We start from the raw sequence: 24655 nt of genomic DNA on the forward strand, positions 1-24655 counted from the left end.
GCGTAGGCTGCCCAGCGTGGCGTACGCGTCGGTAGTGATCACCGCCGGAGCGGCGACCGGCACGTTCACTACCTACCGTGACAGCGAGACAACTCGATGCGACTGACCGTCCTGGGCTGTGCGGGCAGCTTCCCCGGACCCGAGTCCCCCTGCTCGGCCTACCTGATCGAGGCCGAGGACTTCCGGCTCCTGGTCGACTTCGGCTCGGGTTCACTGTCCACCCTGCAACGCTATGCCGGGCTGCACGCACCGGACGCCATCCTTCTGACCCACCTGCACTGCGACCACATCCTCGACGCCGTGACCTACGTGGTGGTGCGGCGGTACGCCCCGGACGGGCCGTACCCGCCGTTGCCGGTCTACGCGCCGGCCGGCGCCCCGGACCGCCTCACCACCGCGTACGGGCAGGACGACAGCACCGTCGAGGACGTCTACCAGTTCTACGCGCTGCAACCCGGCACCTTCCCCATCGGCCCCTTCACCGTCACCGTCGACCGGGTGCTGCATCCCGTGGAGACCTACGGCGTACGCCTGGAGCACGCCGGTCGGGTGCTCTGCTACTCCTCGGACACCGCCCCCTGTGAGGCGCTGCTGCGGCTGGCCCAGAACGCCGACGTCTTCCTCTGCGAGGCCAGCTACCTCGATGGCGTCGACAATCCGCCGGAGCTGCACCTCACCGGTGGTGAGGCGGGCGAGGCGGCAGCCAAGGCCAACGTGGGACGGCTGCTGCTGACCCATCTGGTCCCCGCCTGGGGCAGCGAGGCGCTCACGGTGGCGGCTGCCTCCGCCGCGTACGCCGGCCCGCTGGAAGTGGTCCGTCCCGGCGCCAGCTACGAGGTCTGACCCACCGGACGCGGGTTCGTGCCGCACTGTTCGCCGGGTCGTCAAGTCGACGTCTCCTGGACCTTCGCTGCCGCCGGCACGGTGAGGGCATGCGGATCGCCATCGTGACCGAGTCGTTCCCGCCCGACGTCAACGGAGTCGCGCACTCGGTCGTGCGGGCTGCCGAGCATCTCGTCGCCCGTGGCCACGAGCCGTTGGTGATCGCACCCGCACCTCCGGGCACACAGCATCGCGACACCGACCGGTACCCGTACCGGGTGGTCCGGATCCCGAGCGTGCCGTTGCCGCGCTACCAGGGCTTCCGCCTCGGCGTGCCGACGAACAACCGGCTGGCAGGGGCGCTGCTCGAGCACTCACCCGATGTGGTGCACCTGGCCAGTCCGTTCGTTCTCGGCGCCCGGGCAGCGGTGCTGGCGGCCCGGCACGGCCTGCCCACCGTCGCCGTCTACCAGACCGATGTCGCCGCCTACGCCCGGGCGTACCGGGTCGGTTGGGGGGAGGCTGCGGCCTGGCGGCGACTGCGGGAGATCCACAACTCGGCCCACCGCACGTTGGCACCCTCCTCCCGGGCCGCCGAGGACCTTGCCGCGCACGGCGTACAGCGGATCTGGCTGTGGCGCCGGGGCGTCGACGCCGAACGGTTCCACCCGGACAAGCGTTGCCCGAGCCTGCGCAAAGCCTTCGCCCCCAACGGGGAGCTCCTGATCGGCTACGTGGGGCGGCTCGCCCCGGAGAAGCGGGTCGACCTGCTCGCCGCCACCGCCCGACTGCCCGGCGTCCGGGTCGTGGTCGCCGGTGACGGTCCGGCCCGTCGCCAGCTCGAACGGGACCTGCCCGGTGTACGGTTCCTCGGCGTTCAGCACGGTGAGTCCCTGGCCCGCCTCTACGCCAGCCTCGACCTGTTCGTGCACACCGGTCCGCACGAGACCTTCGGCCAGACCGTCCAGGAGGCGCTGGCCAGCGGGGTACCGGTGGTCGCACCGGCCAGCGGTGGTCCGGTCGATCTGGTCGATCCGGGGCAGACCGGCGAACTGGTGCCACCCGAGGACGAGGCGGCGATCGCCGAAGCGGTGGCCGGGCTGGCTGCCGACGGGGTCCGGCGGCAGGCGTACGGGGTCGCGGCGCGTGCCGCGGTGCGCGGACGCAGCTGGGCGGCCGTCGGGGACGAACTCGTCGGGCACTACCGTGCCGCCCGCGCCGGCACACCCGCCGTCGACCTGCCGGCGGCGTCGTGACCGGCGTCCGCCCGGACCACATCACCACGCTGCGACGCGGCAGGACGGCTACGACCGCTACCCGGGTACCGGACGCGCCCGCCCGAGCGCTGCGGATCGTTCGACTGGCCAGCTTCGTCACCGGCACCTCCGGCGGGCTGCGCACCGCGTTGCAGCAGTTGGGCGCGGGCTACCGGGACGCCGGGCACCATCCGGTGCTGGTGGTGCCGGGCCGTCGCGACGACGACGAGCAGCATCCGTGGGGTCGGGTCGTCACCCTCGCCGGTCCGCCGCTGCCGCACAGTGGCGGCTACCGGCTACTGACCGCTCGCCGTCGGCTCGCGCGGCTGCTGACCTCGCTCGCCCCCGATCGGTTGGAGGTGTCCGACCGGTCGACGCTGCGCTGGACCGGCGACTGGGCACGGGCGAACGGCGTGCCGTCGGTGATGGTGTCACACGAGTCCCTCACCGGCCTGCTCGATGCCTGGGGGATGCCCGTGACGTTCGCGCGGCGGCTCGCCGACCGGCTGAACGCCGACACGGCCCGCCGCTACGACCGGATCGTCTGTACCACGCGGTGGGCGGCGGAGGAGTTCGTCCGCATCGGTGCGCCGCACGTCGATCTGGTGCCACTCGGCGTGGACCTGGACACCTTTCACCCTCGCCGTGCCGACCCGGTGGTCCGGGAACGCTACGCCGGCCCGGCGGAGGTGCTGCTCGTGCACTGCGCCCGGCTTTCGGTGGAGAAGCGGCCCGAGCTGGCTGTCGACGCGTTGGCGCAGCTGCGGCGGGCCGGTGTGCCGGCGGTGCTGGTGATGGTCGGTGACGGTCCGCGCCGCGCCGCGCTGCGGCGGCGAGCGGCCGGTCTGCCGGTCACCTTCACCGGATTCCTGCCCGATCGTCGTGCCCTCGCGGCAGTGTTGGCCAGCGCTGATGTGGTGCTGGCCCCTGGCCCGGTGGAGACCTTCGGTCTGGCCGGGCTGGAGGCGTTGGCCTGCGGCACGCCGGTGGTGGTCAACGCGGCCAGCGCTCTGCCCGAGGTGGTCGGCTCGGGGGGACTCGCCGCCGACGGTGACCCGGCGGCGTTCGCCGGAGCGGTCCGTCAGCTACTTGAGCGTCCGGCGGTCGAGCGGCAGTCCGACGCCCGCCGCCGGGCGGAGCAGTTCGGTTGGCAGTCGGCGGTCGCCGGGTTCCTCCGCGCCCACGGCGCCGAGGTCGACCACTGACCGGCTGATTGTGGCCAGCCGGCGTCTGGTCAGCGTTCGTCGCACCGGCCACGCCGCCCGCGCCGCCGGGGTACGGGCCGCGTCGGCCCCGCTGCGGACACCCGGGGTGGGGACGATCAGCGGACCGCATAGGGTGCAGGGATGGCGCGACCTGACGGGCGGCGACCCGACCAACTTCGACCGGTGGCCCTGACTCGCGGTTGGAGTACCCACCCCGAGGGCTCGGTGCTCGTGGAATTCGGCGGTACCCGGGTGTTGTGCACCGCAAGCGTCACCGAGGGGGTGCCGCGCTGGCGCCGTGGCTCCGGGCTGGGCTGGGTGACCGCGGAGTACGCGATGCTGCCCCGGGCCACGAACACCCGGTCGGACCGGGAGAGCGTCAAGGGTCGGGTCGGTGGGCGTACCCATGAGATCTCCAGGCTGGTCGGCCGGAGCCTGCGCGCCGCGATCGACCTGAAGGCGCTCGGTGAGAACTCGATCGTGCTCGACTGCGACGTGCTGCAGGCCGACGGCGGCACCCGGACCGCCGCGATCACCGGTGCCTACGTGGCGCTGCACGACGCGGTGCACTGGCTCGCCGCCCGCAAGGCGCTCTACGGAAAGCCGGAGAAGGTGATGCACCGGTCGGTGGCGGCGGTGAGCGTCGGGGTGATTGACGGCGAGCCGCGCCTGGACCTGTGCTACGACGAGGACGTGGCCGCCGAAGTAGACATGAACGTGGTGTGTACCGGCACCGGCGACTTCGTCGAGGTGCAGGGCACCGGCGAGGACGGCGTTTTCGCCCGCGATCAGCTCGACGCCCTGCTCGACCTGGCCGTGGCCGGCTGTCTGGATCTGGCCGAAGCCCAGCGGAAGGCTCTACTGCCATGAACAAGGTGCTGCTCGCCACCCGCAACCGCAAGAAGTTGATCGAGTTGCAGCGCATCCTGGACGGCGCCCTTGGCACGCACCGGGTGGCTCTGATCGGCTTGGATGACGTCGAGGCGTACCCGGAGCTGCCGGAGACCGGGCTGACGTTCGGGGAGAATGCGCTGATCAAGGCCCGGGAGGGCTGCCGGCGTACCGGGCTGCCGACGATCGCCGACGACTCCGGGCTGGCCGTCGACGCGCTCAACGGAATGCCGGGGGTGTTCAGCGCCCGCTGGGCCGGGAGGCACGGTGACGACCAGGCCAACCTTCAACTGGTGCTGGACCAGATAGGTGACGTGCCGGACGAGCACCGGGGTGCCTCCTTCGTCTGCACTGTCGCGCTGGTGCTGCCGGGAGGCAAGGAACACCTGGTCGACGGTCGCCAGGCGGGCCAGCTGCTGCGTACTCCGCGTGGCGAAGGTGGTTTCGGCTACGACCCGATCTTCCTGGGTGACGGCCAGGACCGCACGAACGCCGAGCTGACCCCGCAGGAGAAGGACGCGATCAGCCATCGCGGCAAGGCGCTGCGCGAGCTGGCTGCCCTGGTCGCGAAGGTGCTTCCGCCGGCCGCCTGACCCTGCCCCGCCGCGCCCGCTGTCTGACCGCACGTCGCCGGGCCGCGTACTGGCCTGACGATGAGTCCCGAGAGTCATGCCACCCAGACATGATCATGTCGGAGTGGCATGATGCCGAGGAGACTTGTCGACCTCAGCCGAGGAGACCGATCTCCCGCTCGATGGCGGTACGCAGGTCGGGGGCGGCCAGCACGCAACGGGCGGCCTCCATCAGCGGGGCGAGGAAAACGTCGGGACCGGGATCGCCGACAGCCCCTCCGAGCGCGGTGATCGCCGCCCGCCCGGCCGGCGACGGTGTCAGCGGCGCCCGCAACTGCAGTCCGCGTACGGCGGCGAGCAGTTCCACCGCGAGCAGACTGGTCAGGTTGTCCAGCACCGTGCGCAGTTTCCGGGTCGCCGCCCAACCCATCGAGACGTGGTCCTCCTGCATGCCGCTTGTGGGCAGCGAGTCCACCGAGGCCGGCGCGGCCAGCCGGCGGTTCTCCGCGACGATCCCGGCTGCCGTGTACTGCGCGATCATCAGCCCGGAGTTGACCCCGGCGTCGGCGGAGAGGAACGCCGGCAGGTCCCGGGACCGGGTGACGTCGAGCAGCCGATCCACCCGACGTTCGGCGATCGCGCCCACCTCGGCGGCAGCGATGGCCAGATAGTCCGCCGCGAAGCCCAGCGGCGCGCCATGGAAGTTTCCGGTCGACTCGACCCGGCCGTCGGGCAGCACCACCGGGTTGTCCACCACCGACACCAGTTCCCGGTCGGCGACGGTCCGGACGAATTCGAGGGTGTCCCGTGCCGCACCAGCCACCTGCGGCGCGCAGCGCATCGAATAGGCGTCCTGCACGGCGTGCGCCAGATCGTCGCGGTGCGAATCCATCACCGCTGAGTCCTGCAACAACCGGTGGATGTTGGCGGCCGAGACACCCTGCCCGGGGTGCGGACGGATGGTGTGCAGTTCCGGTAGGAACGGCCGCTCCGAGCCGAGCATCGCCTCGATCGCCAGCGCGGCGGTCACATCGGCCATGGTGAACAGGTGGCCGGCGTCGTGGATGGCGAGCAACAGCATGGCGAGCATCCCGTCGGTGCCGTTGATCAGGGCAAGGCCCTCCTTGGCGGCCAGCTCGACCGGGGCGAGGCCAGCCCGACGCAACGCGTCGGCGGCGGGCAGCCGATCGCCGTCCGGGCCGAGCACCCAGCCTTCGCCGAGCAGCACCAACGCGCAGTGTGCCAGCGGGGCGAGGTCACCGGAGGCACCGAGCGAGCCGTGTTCCGGCACCCACGGGGTGACCTCGTGGTTGAGCAGGTCCACCAGTGCCTGGGCGACCAGGGGCCGTACCCCGGAACGGCCGAGAGCCAGCGAGCGGACCCGCAGCAGCATCATCGCGCGTACCACCTCCCGGGGCATCGGCGCGCCGACCCCGGCGGCGTGCGACCGGATCAGTGCGTGCTGCAACTCGGCACGGCGTTCGGGAGCGACGAAGGTGTTGGCCAGCGCCCCGAAACCGGTGGACACGCCGTACACGGGACGGCCGGCGGCCTCGATGCCGTCCACGATGGACCGGCTGGTGGCCATCGCCCCGATCGTGGCCGGGGCGAGGCTCACCGAGGCGCCGCCGCGCGCCACGGCGAGCACGCCGGCGGGGGAGATTCCGGTGGGCAGGACGGTGACGGTCATCGCGGTACTCCGTTGTGCAGGACCTGACGGACGAGAGGCACCCCGGGCCGGTAGGCCAAGTGCAGGTGGGACGGTGCGTCGAGGATGACCAGGTCCGCTCGGGCGCCGGGCCGCAACACACCGACGTCGGCCCGCCGCAGCGCCTGTGCGCCACCGGCCGTCGCGGCCCACACCGCCTCCGCCGGGGTCATCCCCAACTCGCGTACGGCCAACGCGATGCAGAACGGCATCGACGAGGTGAACGACGAGCCAGGGTTGCAGTCGGTGGCCAGTGCCACGGTGACACCGGCGTCGAGCAGCCGACGGGCGTCCGGGTAGGGCGACCGGGTGGAGAACTCGGCACCGGGCAACAGCGTGGCGACGGTGGCGGTCCGACCGTCGTCCGAGGCGGTCGACGCCAACGCGTCGACGTCGGCGTCGGTCAAATGGGTGCAGTGGTCGACACTCGCCGCGCCCAGCTCCACCCCGAGCCGTACACCCGGGCCGGGGCCGAGCTGGTTGGCGTGCACCCGCACCCCGAGCCCCATCGCCTGCCCGCAAGCCAGGATCGCCCGAGCATGATCGACGTCGAAGGCACCCCGCTCGCAGAACACGTCGACCCACCGGGCATGCCGCACGGCGGCGGCGAGCATCGGCCCGCAGACCAGTGAGACGTAGTCGTCGGGGCGGTGCGCGTACTCGGCCGGCACCACGTGCGCGCCGAGGAACGTGGTCTCCGCCGTCACCTCGGCGGCGATCCGCAGCGAGCGGGTTTCGTCGGCGACAGTGAGGCCGTACCCACTCTTGATCTCGATCGTGGTGGTGCCCTGCCGCAACGCCTCGGCCCGCAACCGGCGCACTGTGGTGCGCAGTTCCTCGTCGCAGGCGGCGCGGGTCGCGCGAACGGTGGTTCGGATACCGCCGCCGGTGTACGGCTCCCCGGCCATCCGGGCGGCGAACTCCGCGGCCCGGTCCCCGGCGAAAACGAGGTGGGCGTGGCTGTCCACGAACCCGGGCAGCACCGCCGCCCCTCCCGCGTCGATGCGCCGGTCCGCTGCCGGTGCGTCGTCCACCGGACCGACCCAGACCACCTCGCCCTCCTCGATGAGCAGCGCGGCCCGTCGCCGGACACCCAGCGGCCCACCATCGCCCGAGCCCGCGACATTCGTCACCAGCTCACCGATGTCGTCCACCAGCAGGCTACTCACGAATCCCGCCTCTCGCCGAGGACAGGGCTGTTCCGCTGCGTCACCCAACTCGCGCTCACCGGGTGGTGACCTCCGCGACAGCCGTGGCCAGTTCCTGTGACACGTCCACCCGGGCGTGCCGGCCGTCACGCACCAGCACCTGACCGTCCACCACCACCTGCGTGACGTCGACGGTGCCCGCCGCGAACCAGACGCCCGCCGGGGCCACCCCGGCTGTGCGTACGCTGTCCAGCCGTACCGTCACCAGGTCCGCCCGGTCACCGACAGCTATCCGGCCGGCGTCGGTCCAGCCGAGCGCGGTGTGCCCGGCGCTGCTCGCCGCGGTGAGCAACTCGACCGGAGTGAAATGACCACGTCGCCGGGTACGCAGCCGCTCGTCCAACTCGACCGCACGCGCCTCCTCGAACAGGTCGATCACAGCGTGGCTGTCGCTGCCCAGGCTGAGCGGGATTCCGGCGTCGGCCAGTCGGCGGGCCGGACCGATCCCGTCGGCGAGATCCCGCTCGGTGGTGGGGCACAGACACACCCCGGTACGGCTCCCGCCCAGCAGACCCAGGTCGCCGCTGGTGGGATGGGTGGCGTGCACCGCCGTGGTGGCCCGGCCGAGCACCCCGTGATCGGCGAGCAGCCGCGTCGGGGTGCGCCCGTGCACCGCGCGGCAGGCGTCGTTCTCGGCGGGCTGCTCCGACAGGTGCACGTGCAGTGGCGCGGCCCGGTTCCGCGCCCACTCGGCGACCGTGGCGAGCTGCCCGGCCGGCACCGCGCGTACCGAGTGGATCGCGGCCCCGACTCGCGCGTGGCCGCCGTCCGGGTTGAACGCGTCGAGCCGCTGCGCCCAGCGCAGCGCGTCACCGTCACCGAACCGCTGCTGCGGCCCGGCAAGCGGCTGGCCGTCCACCGAAGCGGTCAGGTAGCAGGCGTCCAGCAGGGTCAACCGGATCCCGGCCTGCGCCGCCGCCTCGACAAGCGCCGCGCCCATCGCGTTCGGGTCGGCGTAGGGGCGACCGCCCGGCCCGTGGTGCAGGTAGTGGAACTCGCCCACGCAGGTGATCCCGGCCAGCGTCATCTCGGCGTAGACCGCCCGGGCCAGCGCCAGGTAGCTGTCGGGGTCGAGGCGGGCGGCGACCGCGTACATCTGGTCGCGCCAGCTCCAGAAGTCGCCCCGCCCGACGTGGGTACGCCCGCGCAGCGCCCGGTGGAACGCGTGGGAGTGCGCGTTCGCCAGCCCCGGCAACGTCACCCCCGGCAGCCGTACCGCGTCGGCAAGTACGTCGACTCCGGCGTCGGGTCCACCGTCGGGCGCCAGCGGGGTGACGCCGGTGATCCGGTCGCGTACGGTCTCGATCAGCACGTCCGGGGTCGGCTCGTCGTCTCCGGCCAGCCAGGCGTACTCCGCGAGCCAACGGGTCGAGGTCACCGCCCCCACCCCCGGCCGAGCAGAACTGGGCCCGCCGACCGGTGGTCGTCGTCGGTTCGGGCGGTTGGGTTCAGCGGCATGCCAGCTCCTCCAGCACCGTCGCCAGGGCGGTCACCCCGGCGGCACAGTCGATGTCGGTGGCCGATTCGGCCGGCGAGTGCGACACCCCGGTCGGGTTGCGGACGAAGAGCATCGCGGTGGGTACGTGCGCGGCGAGCACCCCGGCGTCGTGTCCCGCACCGGTGGGCAGCACCGGTACGGCCAACAGCCCGGCCAGCCGGCCGGCCAGCCCGCCGTCGAAGGCCACCAGCGGGGTCACCGACTCCTCGGTCATCGTCACCACCGTGCCGTCGCGCCGGGCCCGTTCCGTGACCTTGCCGTGTACGGCCTCGACCAGACCGGTCAACGTCTCCGGTTCGGCGGCGCGGGCGTCCAGCCAGCCGGTGACCCGCGACGGGATCGCGTTCGTGGCGTTCGGCTCCACCGCCACCCGACCGACGGTGGCGTGGGCGTCGCGCAACCGGGCCTCCTTGTTCGCGGCGAGCACCGTGAACGCGTACGTGAGCATGGGGTCTCGGCGGTCGGCCATCCGCGTCGTACCGGCGTGGTTGCCCTCGCCGGTGAAGTCGAAACGCCAGCGGCCGTGCGGCCAGATGGCACTCGCGACGGCGACCGGTGCGTCTCGGTCGACGAGTACGCGGCCCTGCTCGACGTGTAACTCCACGAAGGACCCGAGCCGCCCGAGCAGCTCCGGAACGGCGCCGGTCGGCCGGTCGCCCAGCGCCTCGGCGAAACTCACCCCGTGCGGGTCGCGCAGCGCGGCGGCGCGCCCGACATCCAGCGCGCCGGTGAGCAGCCGGGACCCCAGGCACGGTACGCCGAACCGGGCGCCCTCCTCCTCCACGAAAGCCGCCACGACCACCGGCCGGTCGGGCGTGACGTCCGCGGCGCGCAACTCGTCGATGGCGAGGAAGGCGCTCACGATGCCCAGCGGTCCGTCGTAAGCCCCGCCGTGCGGCACCGAGTCGAAGTGGCTGCCGGTGAGGACGGCGTTGCCAGCGTCCCGGTGACCCCACCAGGCGAACAGGTTGCCGTTGCCGTCCTCGGTGACCGGCAGGCCACGCGCGTCGGCTTGCTGCCGGAACCACTCCCGCAACCGCAGTTCCGGCTCGGTGAGCGCGTAGCGCAGGTAGCCACCGCTGTCCTCGTCGCGCCCGATCGGTGTAATCTCGTCCCACAGCGCACGGAACCGGTCGGGAAGGGGCCCTTTCGCCACCGGATGCGTCAACAAGGCGCCCCTCCCCACTCGGCCATCGGGATGCGGACACCAGTGCGTGCGGCCTCCTCGCGGGCAGTGTCGTAACCAGCGTCGACGTGTCGGATGACGCCCATCGCCGGGTCGTTCGTGAGTACCCGCTCGATTTTCTGCCCGGCCAGCGCGGTGCCGTCGGCGACGCACACCTGGCCGGCGTGGATGGACCGGCCGATGCCGACCCCGCCGCCATGGTGGATGGAGACCCAGGAGGCCCCGCTCGCGGTGTTGACGAGCGCGTTGAGCAGGGGCCAGTCGGCGATCGCGTCGGAGCCGTCGGCCATCGCCTCGGTCTCCCGGTAAGGGCTGGCCACGCTGCCGCAGTCCAGGTGGTCACGGCCGATCACCACCGGCGCGTTCAACTCACCCGAGGCGACCATGTCGTTGAACCGTACGCCGGCCCGGTCCCGTTCGCCGTAGCCGAGCCAGCAGATCCGCGCCGGCAGGCCCTGGAAGGCGACCCGTTCACCGGCCATCCGGATCCACCGGGCCAGGGACTCGTTCTCCGGGAACAGCTCCAGGACCGCCCGGTCGGTGGCGGCGATGTCGGCCGGGTCGCCGGAGAGCGCCGCCCACCGGAACGGTCCCTTGCCCTCGCAGAACAACGGCCGGATGTACGCCGGCACGAAGCCGGGGAAGTCGAAGGCGCGTCCGTAGCCGCCGAGGCGTGCCTCGCCCCGGATCGAGTTGCCGTAGTCGAAGACCTCCGCGCCCGCGTCGAGGAACCCCACCATCGCCTCGACGTGTCTGGCCATCGACGCGCGGGCCCGGTCGGTGAACTCGGCCGGCTCGGCTGTCGCGTACTCCTGGGCGTCGGCCAGCTCCACCCCTTCCGGCAGGTACGACAGCGGATCGTGCGCGCTGGTCTGGTCGGTGACGATGTCGACTGGTACGCCGCGGCGCAGCAGCTCGGGGAAGACCGTGGCGGCGTTGCCGACGACACCGACGCTCGACGCCCGGTGTTCCCGTCTCGCGGCGAGTACCCGTCGCACCGCGTCGTCCAGGTCGTCGGCGACCTCGTCGAGGTAGCGGTCGTGTGCCCGGCGGGCCAGTCGGCTGCCGTCCACGTCCACGATCAGGCAGGTGCCTCCGTTCATGGTGACCGCGAGTGGCTGCGCCCCGCCCATGCCGCCGCAGCCACCGGTCAACGTCAGGGTGCCGGCCAGTGTGCCACCGAAACGTTTCTCCGCCACGGCGGCGAACGTCTCGTAGGTGCCCTGGAGGATGCCCTGGGTGCCGATGTAGATCCACGAGCCGGCGGTCATCTGCCCGTACATGGTCAGGCCGAGCTGCTCCAGGCGACGGAACTCCGGCCAGGTCGCCCAGTCGCCGACCAGGTTCGAGTTGGCGAGCAGCACCCGGGGCGCCCACTCGTGGGTACGCAGCACGCCGACCGGGCGACCGGACTGCACCAGCATGGTCTCGTCGTCGTGCAGGTCATTGAGCGTACGCGCCAGGGCGTGGTACGACGGCCAGTCCCGGGCCGCCCGGCCGGTGCCGCCGTACACGACGAGGTCGTCGGGGTGTTCGGCGACCTCCGGGTCGAGGTTGTTCATCAGCATCCGTAGGGCGGCCTCCTGCGGCCACCCTCGGGCGGTGCGGTCCGGTCCCCGGGCGGCCCGTACGGGCCCGGTGGCGGTCTGGTCGGCGTGGGTCAAGGTGGACTCCTCCTAACCGAGGAACAACTGTCGACGGGCCGCCGAGGCTTCGAACGCCTCCAGCCGCCGCTGGGTCTCGGCCGGGGCGGCGTCGCAGATCGCCTGGAGCAGCACCATGGCCAGGGTCATCGGGGCGGTGTGCAGGTCGAACACGAGTTGCGCGCCGACCGCGGCGGTCAGTACCACGTCGGCGTACTCGGTCGCCGGGCTCACCGGGGAGTCGGTGATCGCCACGACGGTCAGGTGCGCTTCGCGGGCCGTACGCAGCGCGTCCAGCGTCTCCCGGGGGTAGCGCGGCAGCACGAACGCCAACAGCGCACGTGCCCCCGCCTCGGTGGCCTGTTCGAGACGGTCGGTCAGCAGGCTGCCGCCGGTGTCGAGCACCCGAACGTCGGGATGCACCTTGGCGGCGAAGTACGCGAAGTACGCGGCCAGTGGTGCGCCGGAGCGCAGGCCGAGCACCGGCAGTGGCCGGCTGGCCGCCAGCAGCCGCCCGGTGTCGGCGATCCGCTCCCGGTCGGCCAGCTGACCGGCCAGTCGGTCCAGGTTGCTGATCTCGGCGCGTACCGCCTGCTGAAGTTCGTTGCCGCTGGTGCTCGGGCCGGGCGTGGTGGTGGTGAGTTCGCGCAGCCGGCGACGCAGCGCGGGGTAGCCGTCATGGCCCAGCGCCACTGCGAACCGGGTGACCGAGGGCTGACTGACCCCGGCCAACTCGGCGACCTCGGCGGCGGAGAGGTAGCCGATGGCGGGTGCGTGCTGCACCAGGCAGTGCGCGATTCGCCGTTGAGTCGGAGTGAGCCGGACCCCGTCGAACAGGCCGACGACCCGCTCCGTCGACGCCATGGCAACCTCTTCATTCACCCCGTGACTCTATGCATGAAAACTTTCAGCGGGCAAGCTCGTGTCGAAGCCGCCAACTCTGTCTTAGCTTTCGCTTAGCTCGCTTGTCCGGGCGGTCGACGCTCCGGCAGCATGTCTGCACGTGACCGACGGAACCGACGGCCCCGCCCACCGGCCCTCGGCGCGGCGTTCCGCGCTGCGTCATTGGCTGGCCGGTGGGGCCGTCGCGGCCATCGCCACGGTCGTCGGGCTGAGTCTCGTCCTACGGTCCGGTGCCGCACCCGCGTGCGCCGCACCGGTCCCGCACGGCGTCGCGTTGCTCGCCCCTCCCGCCACCGGCATCCTCCACAAGGGAAAGGCCACCTTCTACGACCTGGGAGGCTCGGGCGGGAACTGTTCCTACCCCGCAGCCCCGGCCGACGGGAACTACGTCGCGCTCGGCCCCGCCGAGTACGCTGCCGGTGCCGCCTGCGGCGGCTACCTCGACGTGACCGGCCCGAAGGGCAGCGTACGGGTGATGGTGTTGGACAAGTGTCCGGAGTGCGCCCCCGGTCACCTCGACCTGTCCCGGGACGCCTTCGCCCGTATCGCCGACCCGGTGCGGGGGGTCGTCGACGTCAGCTACCGGTCCGTCGCCGATCCGCCGCTGTCCGGCCCGCTCACGTTCCGGATCAAGGAGGGCGCGTCACAGTGGTGGTTCGCCGTCCTCGTCGCCGGCCACGGAAATCCGCTGCGCGCGGTCGAGGTGCGGCAGGGCAGTTCGGGTCCGTGGCGGGAGGCTGCCCGGGAGAGCTACAACTACTGGCTGATCGACTCCGGGGCCGGGCCGGGCCCGTACCAGATCCGAGTCACCGACACCCGTGGGCACCGGGCCACCGCCAGCGGCGTTCGGCTGGCGCCCGGCACCGTCCAGCGCAGTTCAGTGCGCATGTACGGGGGCAGTTCAGGCGGCTCCGTCACGGTCACCGCAACACCGTCGGCGAATCCGGCACCGTCAGCCAGCGCGTCGACCCGTGCCGCTACCCGGCCCACACCGACGCTCGCGGTGACAGCCGGTCCACCCGCGTCGGTCGAGCCGACAGGGGGCGAAGCGTTCGCGCCCGTGCCGCTCGCCGGGTCGTCGCCCGGTTGCGGCTGACAGGACGCCGGAGCGGTCTCCCGGGAGCGTGCAGCCGCCGGTGAGCCGGGCGTGTCAGGTCTCCGCGAGACCGCGCCACATCAGGATCTCGTCGCGGTCGTCACCGGGGGCCACGCGGATCGCGCCGGGCCAGCGGCCCACCTCCCGGTATCCGAGTCGACGGTAGAACCGGTCGAGCCCGGACCCGTCCCGCACGGTCACGTGCAGCGCCGCCAGTCCGAGGTCTCGCCCCACCCGTTCGGCCTCGCGCATCAGCGCCGCCCCGAAGCCACGTCCCTGCGTGTCGGGGTGCACCATGACCCGGGTGAGCACCCGCAGGTGGGTCTTGAGATGGAACCGGGGGTCGGTGAAGATCGCCATGGCGACCAGTCGACCGCCGTCGTAGCCGAGCAGCAACCGGTCGGGACCGTCCTCGATGCCCTCGAGCGTGGGATCGGCGATGGTGCGGACCTCCGTGGCGGTGACCGGCGCCACGAACCCGACCGCGCCGCCGGCGTTCGTCACGTCGACCCAGAGTTCGACGATCCGTTCGCACAGTTCGGCGGTGAGTTCGGGGTCGAGGATGAAGTGCAGACTCACGCCCGTCATCCTGGCCCGCCGGTCACCCGTACCACCCGCGATGGTGACGAGCCCGACAGCGTCCGCATCTCCTCGGGCAGCGTCCACTGGTGCGGGAGGGGGGACTTGAACCCCCACATCCTTTCGGACAATAGGACCTAAACCTATCGCGTCTGCCGATTCCGCCACTCCCGCCGGCCTGACTGATTCTAGAGCGACCCGCAGCCATGTCGACTCCGGCCTCCCACCCGCACGTCAACGGATGCCTGCCGGGTGCCGCCCCGACGCTCAGTCCAGGCCGAGATCGCGACGCAGCTTGGCGACGTGACCGGTGGCCTTCACGTTGTACAGCGCCCGCTCGACCCGGCCCGCCTCGTCGATGACGAAGGTGGAGCGGATCACCCCGGTGACGGTGCGGCCGTACATCTGCTTCTCGCCGTACGCGCCGTAGGCGGTGAGGACCGCCTTGTCGGTGTCGGAGACGAGCGGAAAGGTGATCTCGTCGCGCTCTCGGAACGTCGCCAGCTTCTCCGGCTTGTCCGGTGAGATGCCCACCACCTCGTACCCGGCGGCCTGCAACGAGGCCAACGAGTCGCGGAAGTCGCAAGCCTGCTTGGTGCAGCCGGGCGTCATGGCGGCAGGGTACGCGTACAACACGACCTTGCGACCGCGCAGGTCGGCCAGGCTGAGCTGCCCGCCGGTGTCGGTGGGGAGGCTGAAGCCGGGGGCCTGGTCACCGGAGGAGAGGCGGGCGGGTGCGGTCATGGTCACGACCCTACCGTCGCGCGCTGAACCGGCACGGCACGGCACGGCACGGCGGAGGAGGCGTACGGCACTGTTGCCAGGTGTTGGCAACAGCATGCCACGGGAAATACGCTCACCTCGGCCGGCGGACACGGGTCCGCCGACACGTGGGAGGTCACGTGGAAACCCTGGCGATGCACATTTCCAACGGCATCATCGACGGTCCGGTCGCCGCAGTCTTCGCGGTGATCGCGCTGGCGGCGATGGCGTACTGCGTCATGCGTGGCCGGCAGGACCTGGACGACCGGCTGGCACCGATGGCCGGCCTGGTGGCCGCGTTCCTCTTCGCCGTGCAGATGCTCAACTTTCCGATCTTCACCGCCGGGGTCAGTGGTCATCTGCTCGGTGGTGCGCTCGCCGCAATGCTGGTCGGGCCCTGGGTCGGCGCGCTCTGCGTCGCGGTGGTTCTCGTGGTGCAGGCGCTCGTGTTCGGCGACGGCGGGGTGGCCATGCTCGGACTCAACATCACGAACATGGCGGTCATCGGCATCGCGGTCGCGTACCTGTTGATCGCGCTGCTGCTCCGGGTGCTGCCCCGCAGCCCGGCCGGATTGGCCGTCACCGCCTTCGTCGCCGCGCTGGTGAGCGTGGTCGTCGCGGCGATGGGCTTCGTGTTGCAGTACCAGCTCGGCGGCACCACCGATCTCGGCGGCAACCTGGCCGGACTGGCCGGAACCATGGCCGTCTCCCATCTGTTCATCGGCATCGGTGAAGGGCTGATCACAGCGACCACCGTGGTCACCGTGGCGAAGGTCCGCCCCGACCTGGTGTACGCGCTGCGCGCCCTGAAACCGGTCGCCTCGGCGACCGCCCCGACCGTCGGAGGTGTCCGGTGAAAAAGTGGGGTTTCCTCGCCGGCGGGCTCCTCGTCGCCCTGCTGCTGGCCAGCGTGGTCAGCAACTTCGCCTCGTCTCACCCCGACGGGCTCGACTCGTCGCTGCGGGAAGGCTGCACCTTCGACGCCAACGACGAGATCACCGGCGGCAGTTGCCCAGCCCAGCAGGAGCGGGAACACGAGGTCGGCGGACCGTTCGCCGACTACGGCATCGCCGGCCTGGACAACGACTTCCTGTCCACCGGGCTCTCCGGTGCGCTTGGCGTACTGCTGACCTTTGCGGTGGCCGGTGGCGCCTTCTGGCTGGTCCGTCGTCGGGAGCCGGCAGCGGGGAACGACACCGGGGCGGAGCGTACCGACCCGGCTGCCACGAGCGGCGGATGACCGGGGTGGGGGCCGGTCACGCCCACGTGCTGTACCGGGCCACCAACTCACCTGTGCACCGGCTGCCACCCGAGGTGAAGATCGCGGCGATGGTGGCGTTCACCATCGCCGTGGTGGCCACCCCCCGCGAGGCACTCTGGGCCTTCGGCGTGTACGCCCTGCTGGTCGCGGTCGTCGCGGCACTGGCCCGGGTGAACGCCCGCTGGCTGCTGCTGCGCTCGACGATCGAGCTGCCGTTCGTGCTGTTCGCCGTCGCCCTACCGTTCCTCGGCGCGGGCGAGCGGGTGGAGCTGGCCGGACTGCACCTGTCAGTCGACGGCCTCTACGGGGCGTGGAACATCATCGCCAAGGGCACCCTCGGTGTCTGGGCGTCGCTGCTGCTGGCCGCGACCACCAGCACCCGGGACCTGATCGTGGGGCTGGACCGGCTACGTTGCCCGCAGATCCTCACCCAGATCGCCACCTTCATGCTGCGCTACCTCGACGTCCTGGTGGGCGAGACCCGGCGGATGCGTCTCGCCCGGATCTCCCGGGGCGACGATCCACGGTTCGTGTGGCAGCTGCGCGGTTTCGCCGCCGGCATCGGGGCGCTGTTCCTGCGCGCCTTCGAGCGAGGTGAGCGGGTCTACCTGGCGATGTTGTCGCGCGGCTACACGGGTCGGATGCCGACGGTGTGGCAGGGCAGTGCGACGGCGACGACCGGGCAGTGGCTGATCGCGGCCACCGTACCGGTCCTGGCGGGCACCGTCGCCGCCACGGCCGTCGCCCTGACATGATCGAAGCGTGCAGCCCACCCCACCGAGCCTGGACGTCCGTGGCGTCCGGTACACCTACCCCGATGGTCACGTCGCGCTGCACGGTGTCGACCTCAGCGTGGGACGCGGCGAACGGGTGGCGCTGCTCGGCCCCAACGGAGCCGGCAAGACCACGCTGGTGCTGCACCTCAACGGCATTCTGGTGCCCACCGAGGGTCAGATCACGGTCGGTGGACTGACGATCGGCCCGGACCGGGCGACGCTCGCGGAGATCCGCCGCCGGGTAGGCATCGTCTTCCAGGATCCGGACGACCAGCTGTTCCTGCCCACCGTGGCCGAGGACGTGGCGTTCGGACCGGCCAACCTGGGGTTGCGCGGGCCGGAACTGGCTGCCCGGGTGGACGAGGCGCTGGGCGCGGTGGGCATGTCCGAGCACCGCGACCGCACCCCGCACCACCTTTCCTTCGGGCAGCGCCGCCGGGTGGCGGTGGCCACCGTGCTGGCGATGCGCCCGGAGATCCTGGTGCTCGACGAGCCGTCGTCGAACCTCGACCCGGCGGCGCGGCGGGAACTGGCCGGCATCCTGCGCTCCCTGCCGGTGACCCTGCTGATGGTCACCCACGACCTGCCGTACGCCTACGAACTCTGTGACCGGTCGGTCATCCTCGACAGCGGGCGGATCGTGGCCGACAGGCCGACATCCGTCCTGCTGGACGACGAGGAACTACTCGCCCGGCACCGCCTCGAACTGCCCTATCCGTTCCGTCCCACGCCCGGACGCACGCCGGTCAGTGAGTAGCGGCCGACGCCGTGGGCGCGTGCCGGCCGGCGGCGTGCAGGCGCAGCAGCGCGGCGGCCAGCGCACCGGCGCCTGCCACCAGCACGAGGGCGACGAGCACCCGGGCGGTCGTGGGGGGCCACGGCTGCGGAAGTACCGCCCGGGTGAACCCGGCGACGTTCGTCACCCCGGCGAACAACGCCAGGCAGGTCCCGGCGAGCGCGACCAGGAAGTCGGTGTGCGCACGGTGCGACGGTGCAGTCTCACCGGCGCTACCGTGGTCGTGGTCGCCGGTCGCTGCCCTGGCACCGGCGGCGATCGCGCCCAGGCCGGTCAGCGCGGCCCACACCGGACCGGTGAGCAGACCGCCCAGGACGCCACCCACCCCCTGCGCACCGGCATCGAGTGTCCGTCCGAGGGCGAGCGTGACCGCTGCGGCCCCGCCGACGATCAGCAGCCCACCGAGGGCCACCGGCACCCGCCGGCCGGGACCTGAGGCCGCCGGCAGCACCCCGAGTGCACCGACGGCCAGCGCACCGACGGTGGCCACCACCCACCAGGCGTACGGGTCCGGTGGCGGAACCCAGTGCAGAGTGCCGTGGATCTCCATTGGCCCGTCCGCGCCGCGCAGGGGCACCACCCAGTCGCGTACCTGGTGCTCGCGGTCGGGGGCGACGCGGACCTGGGCGGGCGGTTCCGCCTCGCGCCACAGGGCCCGCTGGTCGTGCCAACGGGCCGTGGTTTCGTCGTCGACGCGATGCCAGCGTGGCTCAGCAGCCGGGTCGGCCTCGGCCGGCAGGGCCGTGTCACCGATGATCGTGCGGTTCAGGTACGTCGCCGGCGAGCGGGAATTCTCGTATACCCCGTCCGGTCCGATCCGCAGGTACGGCTCACCCGAGTAGCCCATCACCTCGACCGGCGTGTCGCCGGTGTTCGTCAGTTCCAGCCGGGCACCCGCCTCGATCACCCGTACCCGCAGGGCGGCGTCAGCCCCGGTGACCTCGGTGACGGCCACCCGGTAGTCCGTACCGTCCGGCGCGTCCGCGCCATGGGCCAGGGCGGGGGCGGCGGTTGCGAGGAGCGCGGTGACCGTGGCGGCGAGCAGCAGCCCGACCCGGCGGAGCTGGGTCACCGGCCGGCCGCCTCCACCGCCGCCGTGATGTTCTCCGGCGTCCATTCCCGCACCTGCTCGCCGTCGACCAGAACTGTCGGCGTACCGGAGACGTTGGCGCGGCTCGCCTCGGCGGTCACGTGTTCCGTCCACGGGCGGTACTTCCCGTCCCGGACGCAACTGCCGAACGCGTCGCGGTCCAGCCCTGCCTCGACTCCGATGTCAATCAACTCGTCGTCGCTGAGGCCGGCGCCGCCCTCCGGGGGTTGCCGCTCGAACAGCGCCTTGCTGAACTCGGCGAACGTGTCGCCCTCTGCGGCGCAACCGGAGGCAGCCGAGGCTCGGGTCGAGTATTCGGTGCTGGAGTAGCGGTCGAGGTAGGCCACGGGGTGGTACACCACCCGCACCTTGCCGTCGGTGATCAACTGCTCGATGGTGGCGCCGCTGGTCTGCTCGAACTGTCTGCAGGCCGGGCAGATGTAGTCCTCGTAGATGTCGACGGTCACCGGCCCGGATCCGACCACGATGCCGGTGCCCGTTTCGTTGGCTCCCGGCGGCGGGGTGAACTCGTCGGACCCCTGGCTCGACCAGACACTCCAGCCGATCAGGCCGGCGACGATCAGCACCAGCACCGCACCCAGGGAGATCCACAGGGTCCGTTTGCGGCGCCGTTCCCGGGCCAGCTGTTCCCGGACCACCCGGGCCGCGTCCTTGCGTCCCTTGCGACTACTCATTGTCGTCCTCCACCGGTTCGCCCGTCAGCGCGCCGTCGGCGGAGACGGCGGTGCGGGGCCAGATCAGCAGGAACCCGGCCAACGCCAGGAAGCCGATGTCCCGGAGGATCTCCGGGAGATAGCTGGGGTTCTCCCCGGCAGGCAACTCGCCGCCCACCCCGAAACAGCCACAGTCGATGGTCAGCCCGCGCGACCAGGCCGAGACGATGCCCGCGACGAAGACCAGCAGCAGGGCCGCGGATACGCCGGCGGTCAGCCGGGTGGCCAGTCCGAGCAGCAGCAGCAGACCCAACGCCAGTTCGACGAAGGGCAGTGCCGCGCCGATCACCATCGCTACGTCGTAGGGCATGACCTGGTAGGCGTGCACCGCGCGACCGGAGGCGGCGAGGTCGCCGACCTTCGACCAGCCGGCCCACAGCCAGACGACAGCGAGGCCGAGCCGGACGGCGAGACCGAGCCAGGGGCGCCAGGCGCGCAGTTCGGTGTTCACCCGGCCAACGCCTCACCTACCGCGTCGACGAGTTCGGCGCGGGCGCGCGCCACCCGGGAGCGGATGGTGCCGACCGGCACCCCTTCGACTGCGGCGGCCTCGGCGTATGACAGGCCGAGTAGCTGGGTCAGCACGAACGCCCCGCGCCGGTCGGCGGTCAGCCGGTGCACCAGGTCGGTCGCGCCGAGCTGACCGGCCGGGTCGGGGTACGGCAGGGCGGTGTGCGCGTGCGCGCTGAGACGCCGGTCGAGCCGCCGCTGTCGTACCACGGTGCGCAGGTGGTCGGCGCAGACCCGTCGGGCGATGCCGAACAACCAGGTGCGTGCGCTGGACCGGCCGGCGAATGCGGGCAGCGCGCGGAACGCCCGCAGGTAGGTCTCCTGGGTGAGATCGTCGGCGCTGTCCGGATCGACGAGCGCTGCGGCGTAACGCCACACCTCGGCCTGAGTGGCGCGCACGAACGCGGCCTGGGCGTTCGGGTCGCCGTCCCGCGCGGCCAGCGCCCACCCGGTGGTGGGGTCGGCGGCCGGCTCCGGCTCGCTGTACTGCGACGTCCGAGCGCTCCGGCGGTCGGCGCGGCCCGTGCCGATGTCGGCGGTGGCGGGGGTGTCGCGCGGGGCGGGCATCACGACAATCCAGGTTACGCTGCGGTACGGCGCGTGGCAGGGTCCTTCGACCCTTCCATGGCGTGCACCACTCCTGGAACTTTCCCGGCGTTTCGGCCGACTATCAGCCCATGACTCCCGGTCCGGTCTCCGTGCGCCCGCGCCCGAACACCGGTAATCGTCGTCTTTCGATGGAGCTGGCTCGCCTGGAACCGGGGTCGTCGGAGACGATGGGCGTCATGACTGCCGCCCATCGCCGCCGCTTCGCCCGGCTGGCCGCGACCGCAGGCCTGCTGGTCGCTGTCGTGGCGCTGCTGCTCGTCCCCGCCGGCCCGGCCAGTGCCCACGCCGTCCTGTCGAGCAGCAGCCCCTCCGCCTCGTCCGTGGTGCCCGCCGCGCCGGCCGAGGTGGTGCTCACCTTCAGCGAGACGGTACGCAAGGTGCCGGACCGCATCCGGGTCATCGCACCGGACGGTTCCCGCGCGGACCAGGGCGAGCCCAACTTCGCCGGCAGCGTGGTCAACATCCCGGTCGATACCGGTCGCGGCAACGGCACCTACCTGGTCACCTACCGGGTGATCTCCGCGGACAGCCACCCGGTCTCCGGTGCGTTCACCTACTCCGTCGGGGCGCCCTCCGAGCCGCCGGTGGACAGCGGCGACGACGGCCGGGCCAACCCGGTGGTCGGCAACGCGGTGAAGGTCGCCAAATTCGCCGGCTACGCCGGACTGCTGCTGGTCGTCGGGCCGGCGCTGGTACTCGCCCTGCTCTGGCCGCGTCGACTGTCACGGCGCGGGCCGAGCCGATTGGCGTGGACCGGCCTCGGGCTGGTGGCGCTGGCCACGGTGGCGGCCGTCCTGCTCCAGGTGCCCTACACCAACGGCGGTGGACTGTTCGACATCACCGGCGACGGGTTGAGCCTGGCGCTCGGCAGCGCCTTCGGCGCCGCCCACCTGGTCAGACTCGGCCTACTGGCGGCGGTGGCGTTGCTGCTCCGGCCGTTGCTGACCGGTCCGGTGGGCCGTACTGATCTGATCATCCTGGGCGTGCTCGCGGTGGGCGCGCTGCTCACCTGGCCGATGGCCGGGCATCCCGCCGCCTCACCCGCCCCCGGAGTGTCGGTGGTCGTGGATGCGGTGCACCTGGGCGGCATGGCCGTCTGGCTGGGCGGGTTGGTGATGCTCGCCGTGTTCCTGCTTCCGCGGGCCGACGAGCGCGAGCTGGGCGCGATCCTGCCGATCTGGTCACGATGGGCGGCCCTGGCCGTCTCCGCGCTGCTGCTCGCCGGCACCGTCCAGGCGCTGATCGAGGTGGCGACTCCGGCGGCGCTCGTGAACACCACGTACGGACGCCTGGTACTGGCCAAGATCGGGCTCTTCGTGATCGTCATAGCGGTGGCCGCGTACTCACGTCACCTGGTACGCACCCGCGTCGCGGCCAGCCGACCGGCACCGGTACGCCGGGCGATCTGGGTGGAGCTGGCGGTCACCGCGATCGTGCTCGGGGTGTCGGCCGTGCTGGTGCAGACCACCCCCGCCCGCAGCGTGGCGACCGACGTGAGCGCCTCCGACAGCGGATACTTCAGCACCACCGCGACCAGTTCGCTCTACTCCATGCAGATCGAGGTGACCCCGGCCCGGCGCGGCAACAACTCGGTGCACCTGTACGCGTACACGCTGGAGAACCAGCCGCTGCCGATCGTCGAATGGCAGGTCACCGTGGCCCTTCCGGACGCCGGAATCGAGCCGATCCAGGTGCCCCTGCTGCCGCTCACCGACAACCACGCCACCGGGGAGATCAGCCTTCCCTCGGCCGGAGAGTGGGAACTGCGGGTCACCGCCCGTACCACAGAGATCGACCAGGCCACGGTGACCGCCACCGTGCCCGTCCGATAGAGAGGTTCCACCGATGCTCCGTCACCGGCGTTTCGCCGCCACCGCCACCGCACTGACCCTCGGCGCGGTCGCCGCCGCCGTGTTCGGCTTCGTGAACCCGGCGTCCGCGCACGTCACGGTCAACCCGAGCGAGGCGAGGCAGGGCGACTACGGTCGGTTCGCGTTCCGGGCCCCCAACGAGAGCGACACCGCGTCCACCACCAAGCTGGAGATCTTCCTGCCGGAGAACGCACCGGTCGGCTCGGTACTGACCATGCCGGTGCCCGGCTGGACGGTGGCTGTGGAGAAGCGGCAGGTCGACCCGCCGGTGCTGGTGCACGGTGCGGAGATGACCGAGGTGGTCGCCAAGATCACCTGGACGGCGGATGCGGGAGCTGCCATCGCCCCCGGTACCTTCCAGGAGTTCCCGGTGACCATGGGCCCGCTTCCCGAGGTGGACCAGGTCGTCTTCAAGGCGTTGCAGACCTACTCCGACGGCGTCGTGGTGCGCTGGATCGACGAGCCGCAGGCCGGTGGCGAGGAGATGGCTGCCCCGGCGCCGGTGCTCACTCTCACTGCCGCTGGTGGCGACGCGCCGACGGCGCCAGCAGACCCGCCAGCCTCGGCACCGGCCGACGAGACCGACGACGAGGACGGCGACGCAACTGCTGTGGGCCTCGGCGTCGCCGGAATGGTCACCGGGCTCGGTGGACTGGTGCTCGGCGGGCTGGCGTTCGCCCGTACCCGGCGATCCGGCGGCGGGGAGCCCGGCGACAAGGCGGCCACCGAGACCTCCTGAGCCGCACAGCATCGCAGGCCCGCCGGGTGATTCCGGCGGGCCTGCCCGCTTTCGGCGTCGGTGCCGTGGATATCCGCTGGTCGGCGGGTCGGTGTAGGTAAGGTCGGCCGGGTGTCTGGCTACAGAGGGGAACAGGGCGCATGCGTTTCGTGTGGACGCTTACCGGAATGCTGCTGCTGACCGTCGGCACGACCGCGCTGCTCGGCGCGGCCCTACTCGGTCTGCTGACCGGTCACGCCGATCCCGACGGGGCGTTCACCGCCCGGTTCGAGACAGTGCAGACCCCCGGCCACGCGGTGGTGGTGACCGACCTCGACGCACTGGTCCGGCGGGAGGTGCCGTTCGCCCGGGGTGGGCAGGCCCGGCTGCGGTTGGAGGCGAACACTCCCGACGGGCCCGCCTTCGTCGGGTTGGCCCCGGCCGAGGAGGTGCAGCGGTGGCTGGCTGACGCGCCGCACGCGGCGGTCCTACGGATGTCGCTGACCCGGGGGCCGCTGCCGGTCCGACTGGAACAGGAGACCCCGGCGGCCGGGCCACCGCCCACCGTCCCGGCCACACCCGTCGCGCAGACGTTCTGGGTACGCGCCGGCTACGGGGTGCTCGAGTGGAATCCGGGCGACCTCGCAGGGCGGCGGTTGACCCTGGTGATGGCGCGACCCGACGGCGGGCCGGGGGTGACCCTCGACCTGCGCGCGGAACTACGGGCCGGCTGGATCGCCCCGGCAACCTGGGGCTCGCTCGCCGGCGGGACACTGCTGGTCATCCTCGCCGCTCTGGTGCTGCTACGACCGGTCCGCCCGCGTGAGGTGGTCATCGTGGTCGAGCCGGACCAGGTGCCGGTGCTCGCCGGCCGACTCGGGATCAGCTCGCTCACCGGCCTTGGTGCTCCGGCGCCGCCCGGCCCCCGCCGACGGCCCGACCGCCAACTCGTCCCGGCGGT

Annotated in this window: 24 protein-coding genes, 1 tRNA gene and 1 pseudogene; 13 read left to right on the top strand and 13 right to left on the bottom strand. The window is 72.0% G+C overall.

What is annotated here, in order from left to right:
* The first annotated feature begins 96 nt into the window (after positions 1-96).
* The 5 genes from HCA58_RS17190 (at position 97) to rdgB (ending at position 4767) form a co-directional block, all read left to right on the top strand.
* Entirely contained in the window at positions 97-843 is a 747-nt protein-coding gene (locus HCA58_RS17190; protein ID WP_169598860.1) for an MBL fold metallo-hydrolase, read from the top strand.
* Positions 844-932: 89 nt separating this feature from the next.
* Entirely contained in the window at positions 933-2078 is a 1146-nt protein-coding gene (locus HCA58_RS17195) for a glycosyltransferase family 1 protein (protein WP_169598861.1), read from the top strand.
* A gap of 89 nt (positions 2079-2167) precedes the next feature.
* Positions 2168-3283: a glycosyltransferase gene (locus tag HCA58_RS17200; RefSeq protein ID WP_169598912.1), complete on the top strand. Its 1116-nt coding sequence runs from the start codon at positions 2168-2170 to the stop codon at positions 3281-3283.
* Positions 3284-3424: 141 nt separating this feature from the next.
* Positions 3425-4153: a ribonuclease PH gene (rph, locus tag HCA58_RS17205; protein ID WP_169598862.1), complete on the top strand. Its 729-nt coding sequence runs from the start codon at positions 3425-3427 to the stop codon at positions 4151-4153.
* Complete coding sequence (gene rdgB / locus HCA58_RS17210) at positions 4150-4767, top strand: RdgB/HAM1 family non-canonical purine NTP pyrophosphatase (protein WP_169598863.1); 618 nt, start codon at positions 4150-4152, stop codon at positions 4765-4767. The genes rph and rdgB overlap by 4 nt, the downstream gene beginning before the upstream one ends.
* 133 nt (positions 4768-4900) lie before the next feature.
* Here the strand turns inward: rdgB and hutH are convergent, their stop codons facing one another.
* From hutH to HCA58_RS17240, 6 genes are all read right to left on the bottom strand, one after another.
* Positions 4901-6436, bottom strand: a complete 1536-nt coding sequence (hutH, locus tag HCA58_RS17215; protein WP_169598864.1) for a histidine ammonia-lyase — start codon at positions 6434-6436, stop codon at positions 4901-4903.
* Complete coding sequence (hutI, locus tag HCA58_RS17220) at positions 6433-7623, bottom strand: imidazolonepropionase (protein ID WP_169598865.1); 1191 nt, start codon at positions 7621-7623, stop codon at positions 6433-6435. The genes hutH and hutI overlap by 4 nt, the downstream gene beginning before the upstream one ends.
* Positions 7624-7678: 55 nt before the next feature.
* Positions 7679-9040, bottom strand: coding sequence for a formimidoylglutamate deiminase (locus tag HCA58_RS17225; protein ID WP_169598866.1), 1362 nt, complete (start codon positions 9038-9040; stop codon positions 7679-7681).
* 70 nt (positions 9041-9110) lie between these two features.
* Positions 9111-10331 (bottom strand): allantoate amidohydrolase, encoded by a 1221-nt coding sequence (locus HCA58_RS17230; RefSeq protein ID WP_169598867.1) that lies wholly within the window; start codon positions 10329-10331, stop codon positions 9111-9113.
* Entirely contained in the window at positions 10325-12010 is a 1686-nt protein-coding gene (gene hutU / locus HCA58_RS17235; RefSeq protein ID WP_169598868.1) for a urocanate hydratase, read from the bottom strand. The genes HCA58_RS17230 and hutU overlap by 7 nt, the downstream gene beginning before the upstream one ends.
* Positions 12011-12022: 12 nt before the next feature.
* Complete coding sequence (locus HCA58_RS17240; RefSeq protein WP_169598913.1) at positions 12023-12853, bottom strand: MurR/RpiR family transcriptional regulator; 831 nt, start codon at positions 12851-12853, stop codon at positions 12023-12025.
* A 139-nt stretch (positions 12854-12992) separates the two neighbouring features.
* Between HCA58_RS17240 and HCA58_RS17245 the strand changes: the two genes are divergently transcribed.
* Positions 12993-13988: an expansin EXLX1 family cellulose-binding protein gene (locus HCA58_RS17245; RefSeq protein ID WP_346776024.1), complete on the top strand. Its 996-nt coding sequence runs from the start codon at positions 12993-12995 to the stop codon at positions 13986-13988.
* Between the two features lie 54 nt (positions 13989-14042).
* Here HCA58_RS17245 and HCA58_RS17250 read toward each other — a convergent pair whose 3' ends face one another.
* The 3 genes from HCA58_RS17250 to bcp all read right to left on the bottom strand — a co-directional run bounded on the left by HCA58_RS17250 (position 14043) and on the right by bcp (position 15311).
* Positions 14043-14567 carry a GNAT family N-acetyltransferase gene (locus HCA58_RS17250; RefSeq protein WP_169598869.1) on the bottom strand — a complete coding sequence of 175 codons (525 nt, stop codon included), beginning with the start codon at positions 14565-14567 and terminating at the stop codon, positions 14043-14045.
* Positions 14568-14654: 87 nt separating this feature from the next.
* Positions 14655-14741 (bottom strand) — tRNA-Leu (locus HCA58_RS17255).
* Positions 14742-14834: 93 nt separating this feature from the next.
* Positions 14835-15311 (bottom strand): thioredoxin-dependent thiol peroxidase, encoded by a 477-nt coding sequence (bcp, locus tag HCA58_RS17260; RefSeq protein WP_169598870.1) that lies wholly within the window; start codon positions 15309-15311, stop codon positions 14835-14837.
* Between the two features lie 158 nt (positions 15312-15469).
* Between bcp and HCA58_RS17265 the strand changes: the two genes are divergently transcribed.
* Genes HCA58_RS17265 through HCA58_RS17280 form a run of 4 tightly spaced genes read left to right on the top strand, consistent with a single transcriptional unit; the run spans position 15470 to position 18123 of the window.
* On the top strand, positions 15470-16186 hold the full coding sequence (locus HCA58_RS17265; protein ID WP_169598871.1) for an energy-coupling factor ABC transporter permease: 717 nt from the start codon (positions 15470-15472) through the stop codon (positions 16184-16186).
* A complete protein-coding gene (locus HCA58_RS17270; RefSeq protein WP_169598872.1) occupies positions 16183-16569 on the top strand; it encodes a PDGLE domain-containing protein in 387 nt (128 codons plus the stop codon). The genes HCA58_RS17265 and HCA58_RS17270 overlap by 4 nt, the downstream gene beginning before the upstream one ends.
* Positions 16570-16574: 5 nt before the next feature.
* Positions 16575-17345 carry a cobalt ECF transporter T component CbiQ gene (gene cbiQ, locus HCA58_RS17275; protein WP_169598915.1) on the top strand — a complete coding sequence of 257 codons (771 nt, stop codon included), beginning with the start codon at positions 16575-16577 and terminating at the stop codon, positions 17343-17345.
* 7 nt (positions 17346-17352) lie between these two features.
* Positions 17353-18123 carry an ABC transporter ATP-binding protein gene (locus HCA58_RS17280; protein ID WP_169598873.1) on the top strand — a complete coding sequence of 257 codons (771 nt, stop codon included), beginning with the start codon at positions 17353-17355 and terminating at the stop codon, positions 18121-18123.
* On the opposite strand, the gene HCA58_RS17285 is transcribed toward HCA58_RS17280, so the two are convergent.
* The 4 genes from HCA58_RS17285 to HCA58_RS17300 are packed head-to-tail and all read right to left on the bottom strand — an operon-like array spanning position 18113 to position 21066.
* Complete coding sequence (locus HCA58_RS17285; protein ID WP_346776025.1) at positions 18113-19234, bottom strand: hypothetical protein; 1122 nt, start codon at positions 19232-19234, stop codon at positions 18113-18115. The genes HCA58_RS17280 and HCA58_RS17285 overlap by 11 nt on opposite strands.
* Positions 19231-19947: a thioredoxin domain-containing protein gene (locus tag HCA58_RS17290; RefSeq protein WP_169598875.1), complete on the bottom strand. Its 717-nt coding sequence runs from the start codon at positions 19945-19947 to the stop codon at positions 19231-19233. The genes HCA58_RS17285 and HCA58_RS17290 overlap by 4 nt, the downstream gene beginning before the upstream one ends.
* Entirely contained in the window at positions 19940-20437 is a 498-nt protein-coding gene (locus tag HCA58_RS17295; protein WP_169598876.1) for a MauE/DoxX family redox-associated membrane protein, read from the bottom strand. Before HCA58_RS17295 ends, HCA58_RS17290 begins: the two co-directional genes overlap by 8 nt.
* Entirely contained in the window at positions 20434-21066 is a 633-nt protein-coding gene (locus tag HCA58_RS17300) for a sigma-70 family RNA polymerase sigma factor (protein WP_346776026.1), read from the bottom strand. The genes HCA58_RS17295 and HCA58_RS17300 overlap by 4 nt, the downstream gene beginning before the upstream one ends.
* A gap of 206 nt (positions 21067-21272) precedes the next feature.
* On the opposite strand from HCA58_RS17300, the gene HCA58_RS17305 reads away from it, so the two are divergent.
* The 3 genes and pseudogenes from HCA58_RS17305 to HCA58_RS23620 all read left to right on the top strand — a co-directional run.
* On the top strand, positions 21273-22937 hold the full coding sequence (locus tag HCA58_RS17305; protein ID WP_169598917.1) for a copper resistance protein CopC: 1665 nt from the start codon (positions 21273-21275) through the stop codon (positions 22935-22937).
* A 13-nt stretch (positions 22938-22950) separates the two neighbouring features.
* Positions 22951-23715, top strand: coding sequence for a YcnI family protein (locus HCA58_RS17310; protein WP_169598877.1), 765 nt, complete (start codon positions 22951-22953; stop codon positions 23713-23715).
* 674 nt (positions 23716-24389) lie between these two features.
* Positions 24390-24605: pseudogene (locus HCA58_RS23620) on the top strand (hypothetical protein); the annotation flags it as partial.
* Positions 24606-24655 lie beyond the last annotated feature (50 nt).

Source organism: Micromonospora sp. HNM0581, from assembly GCF_012726175.1.
Classification (GTDB): Bacteria; Actinomycetota; Actinomycetes; order Mycobacteriales; family Micromonosporaceae; genus Micromonospora.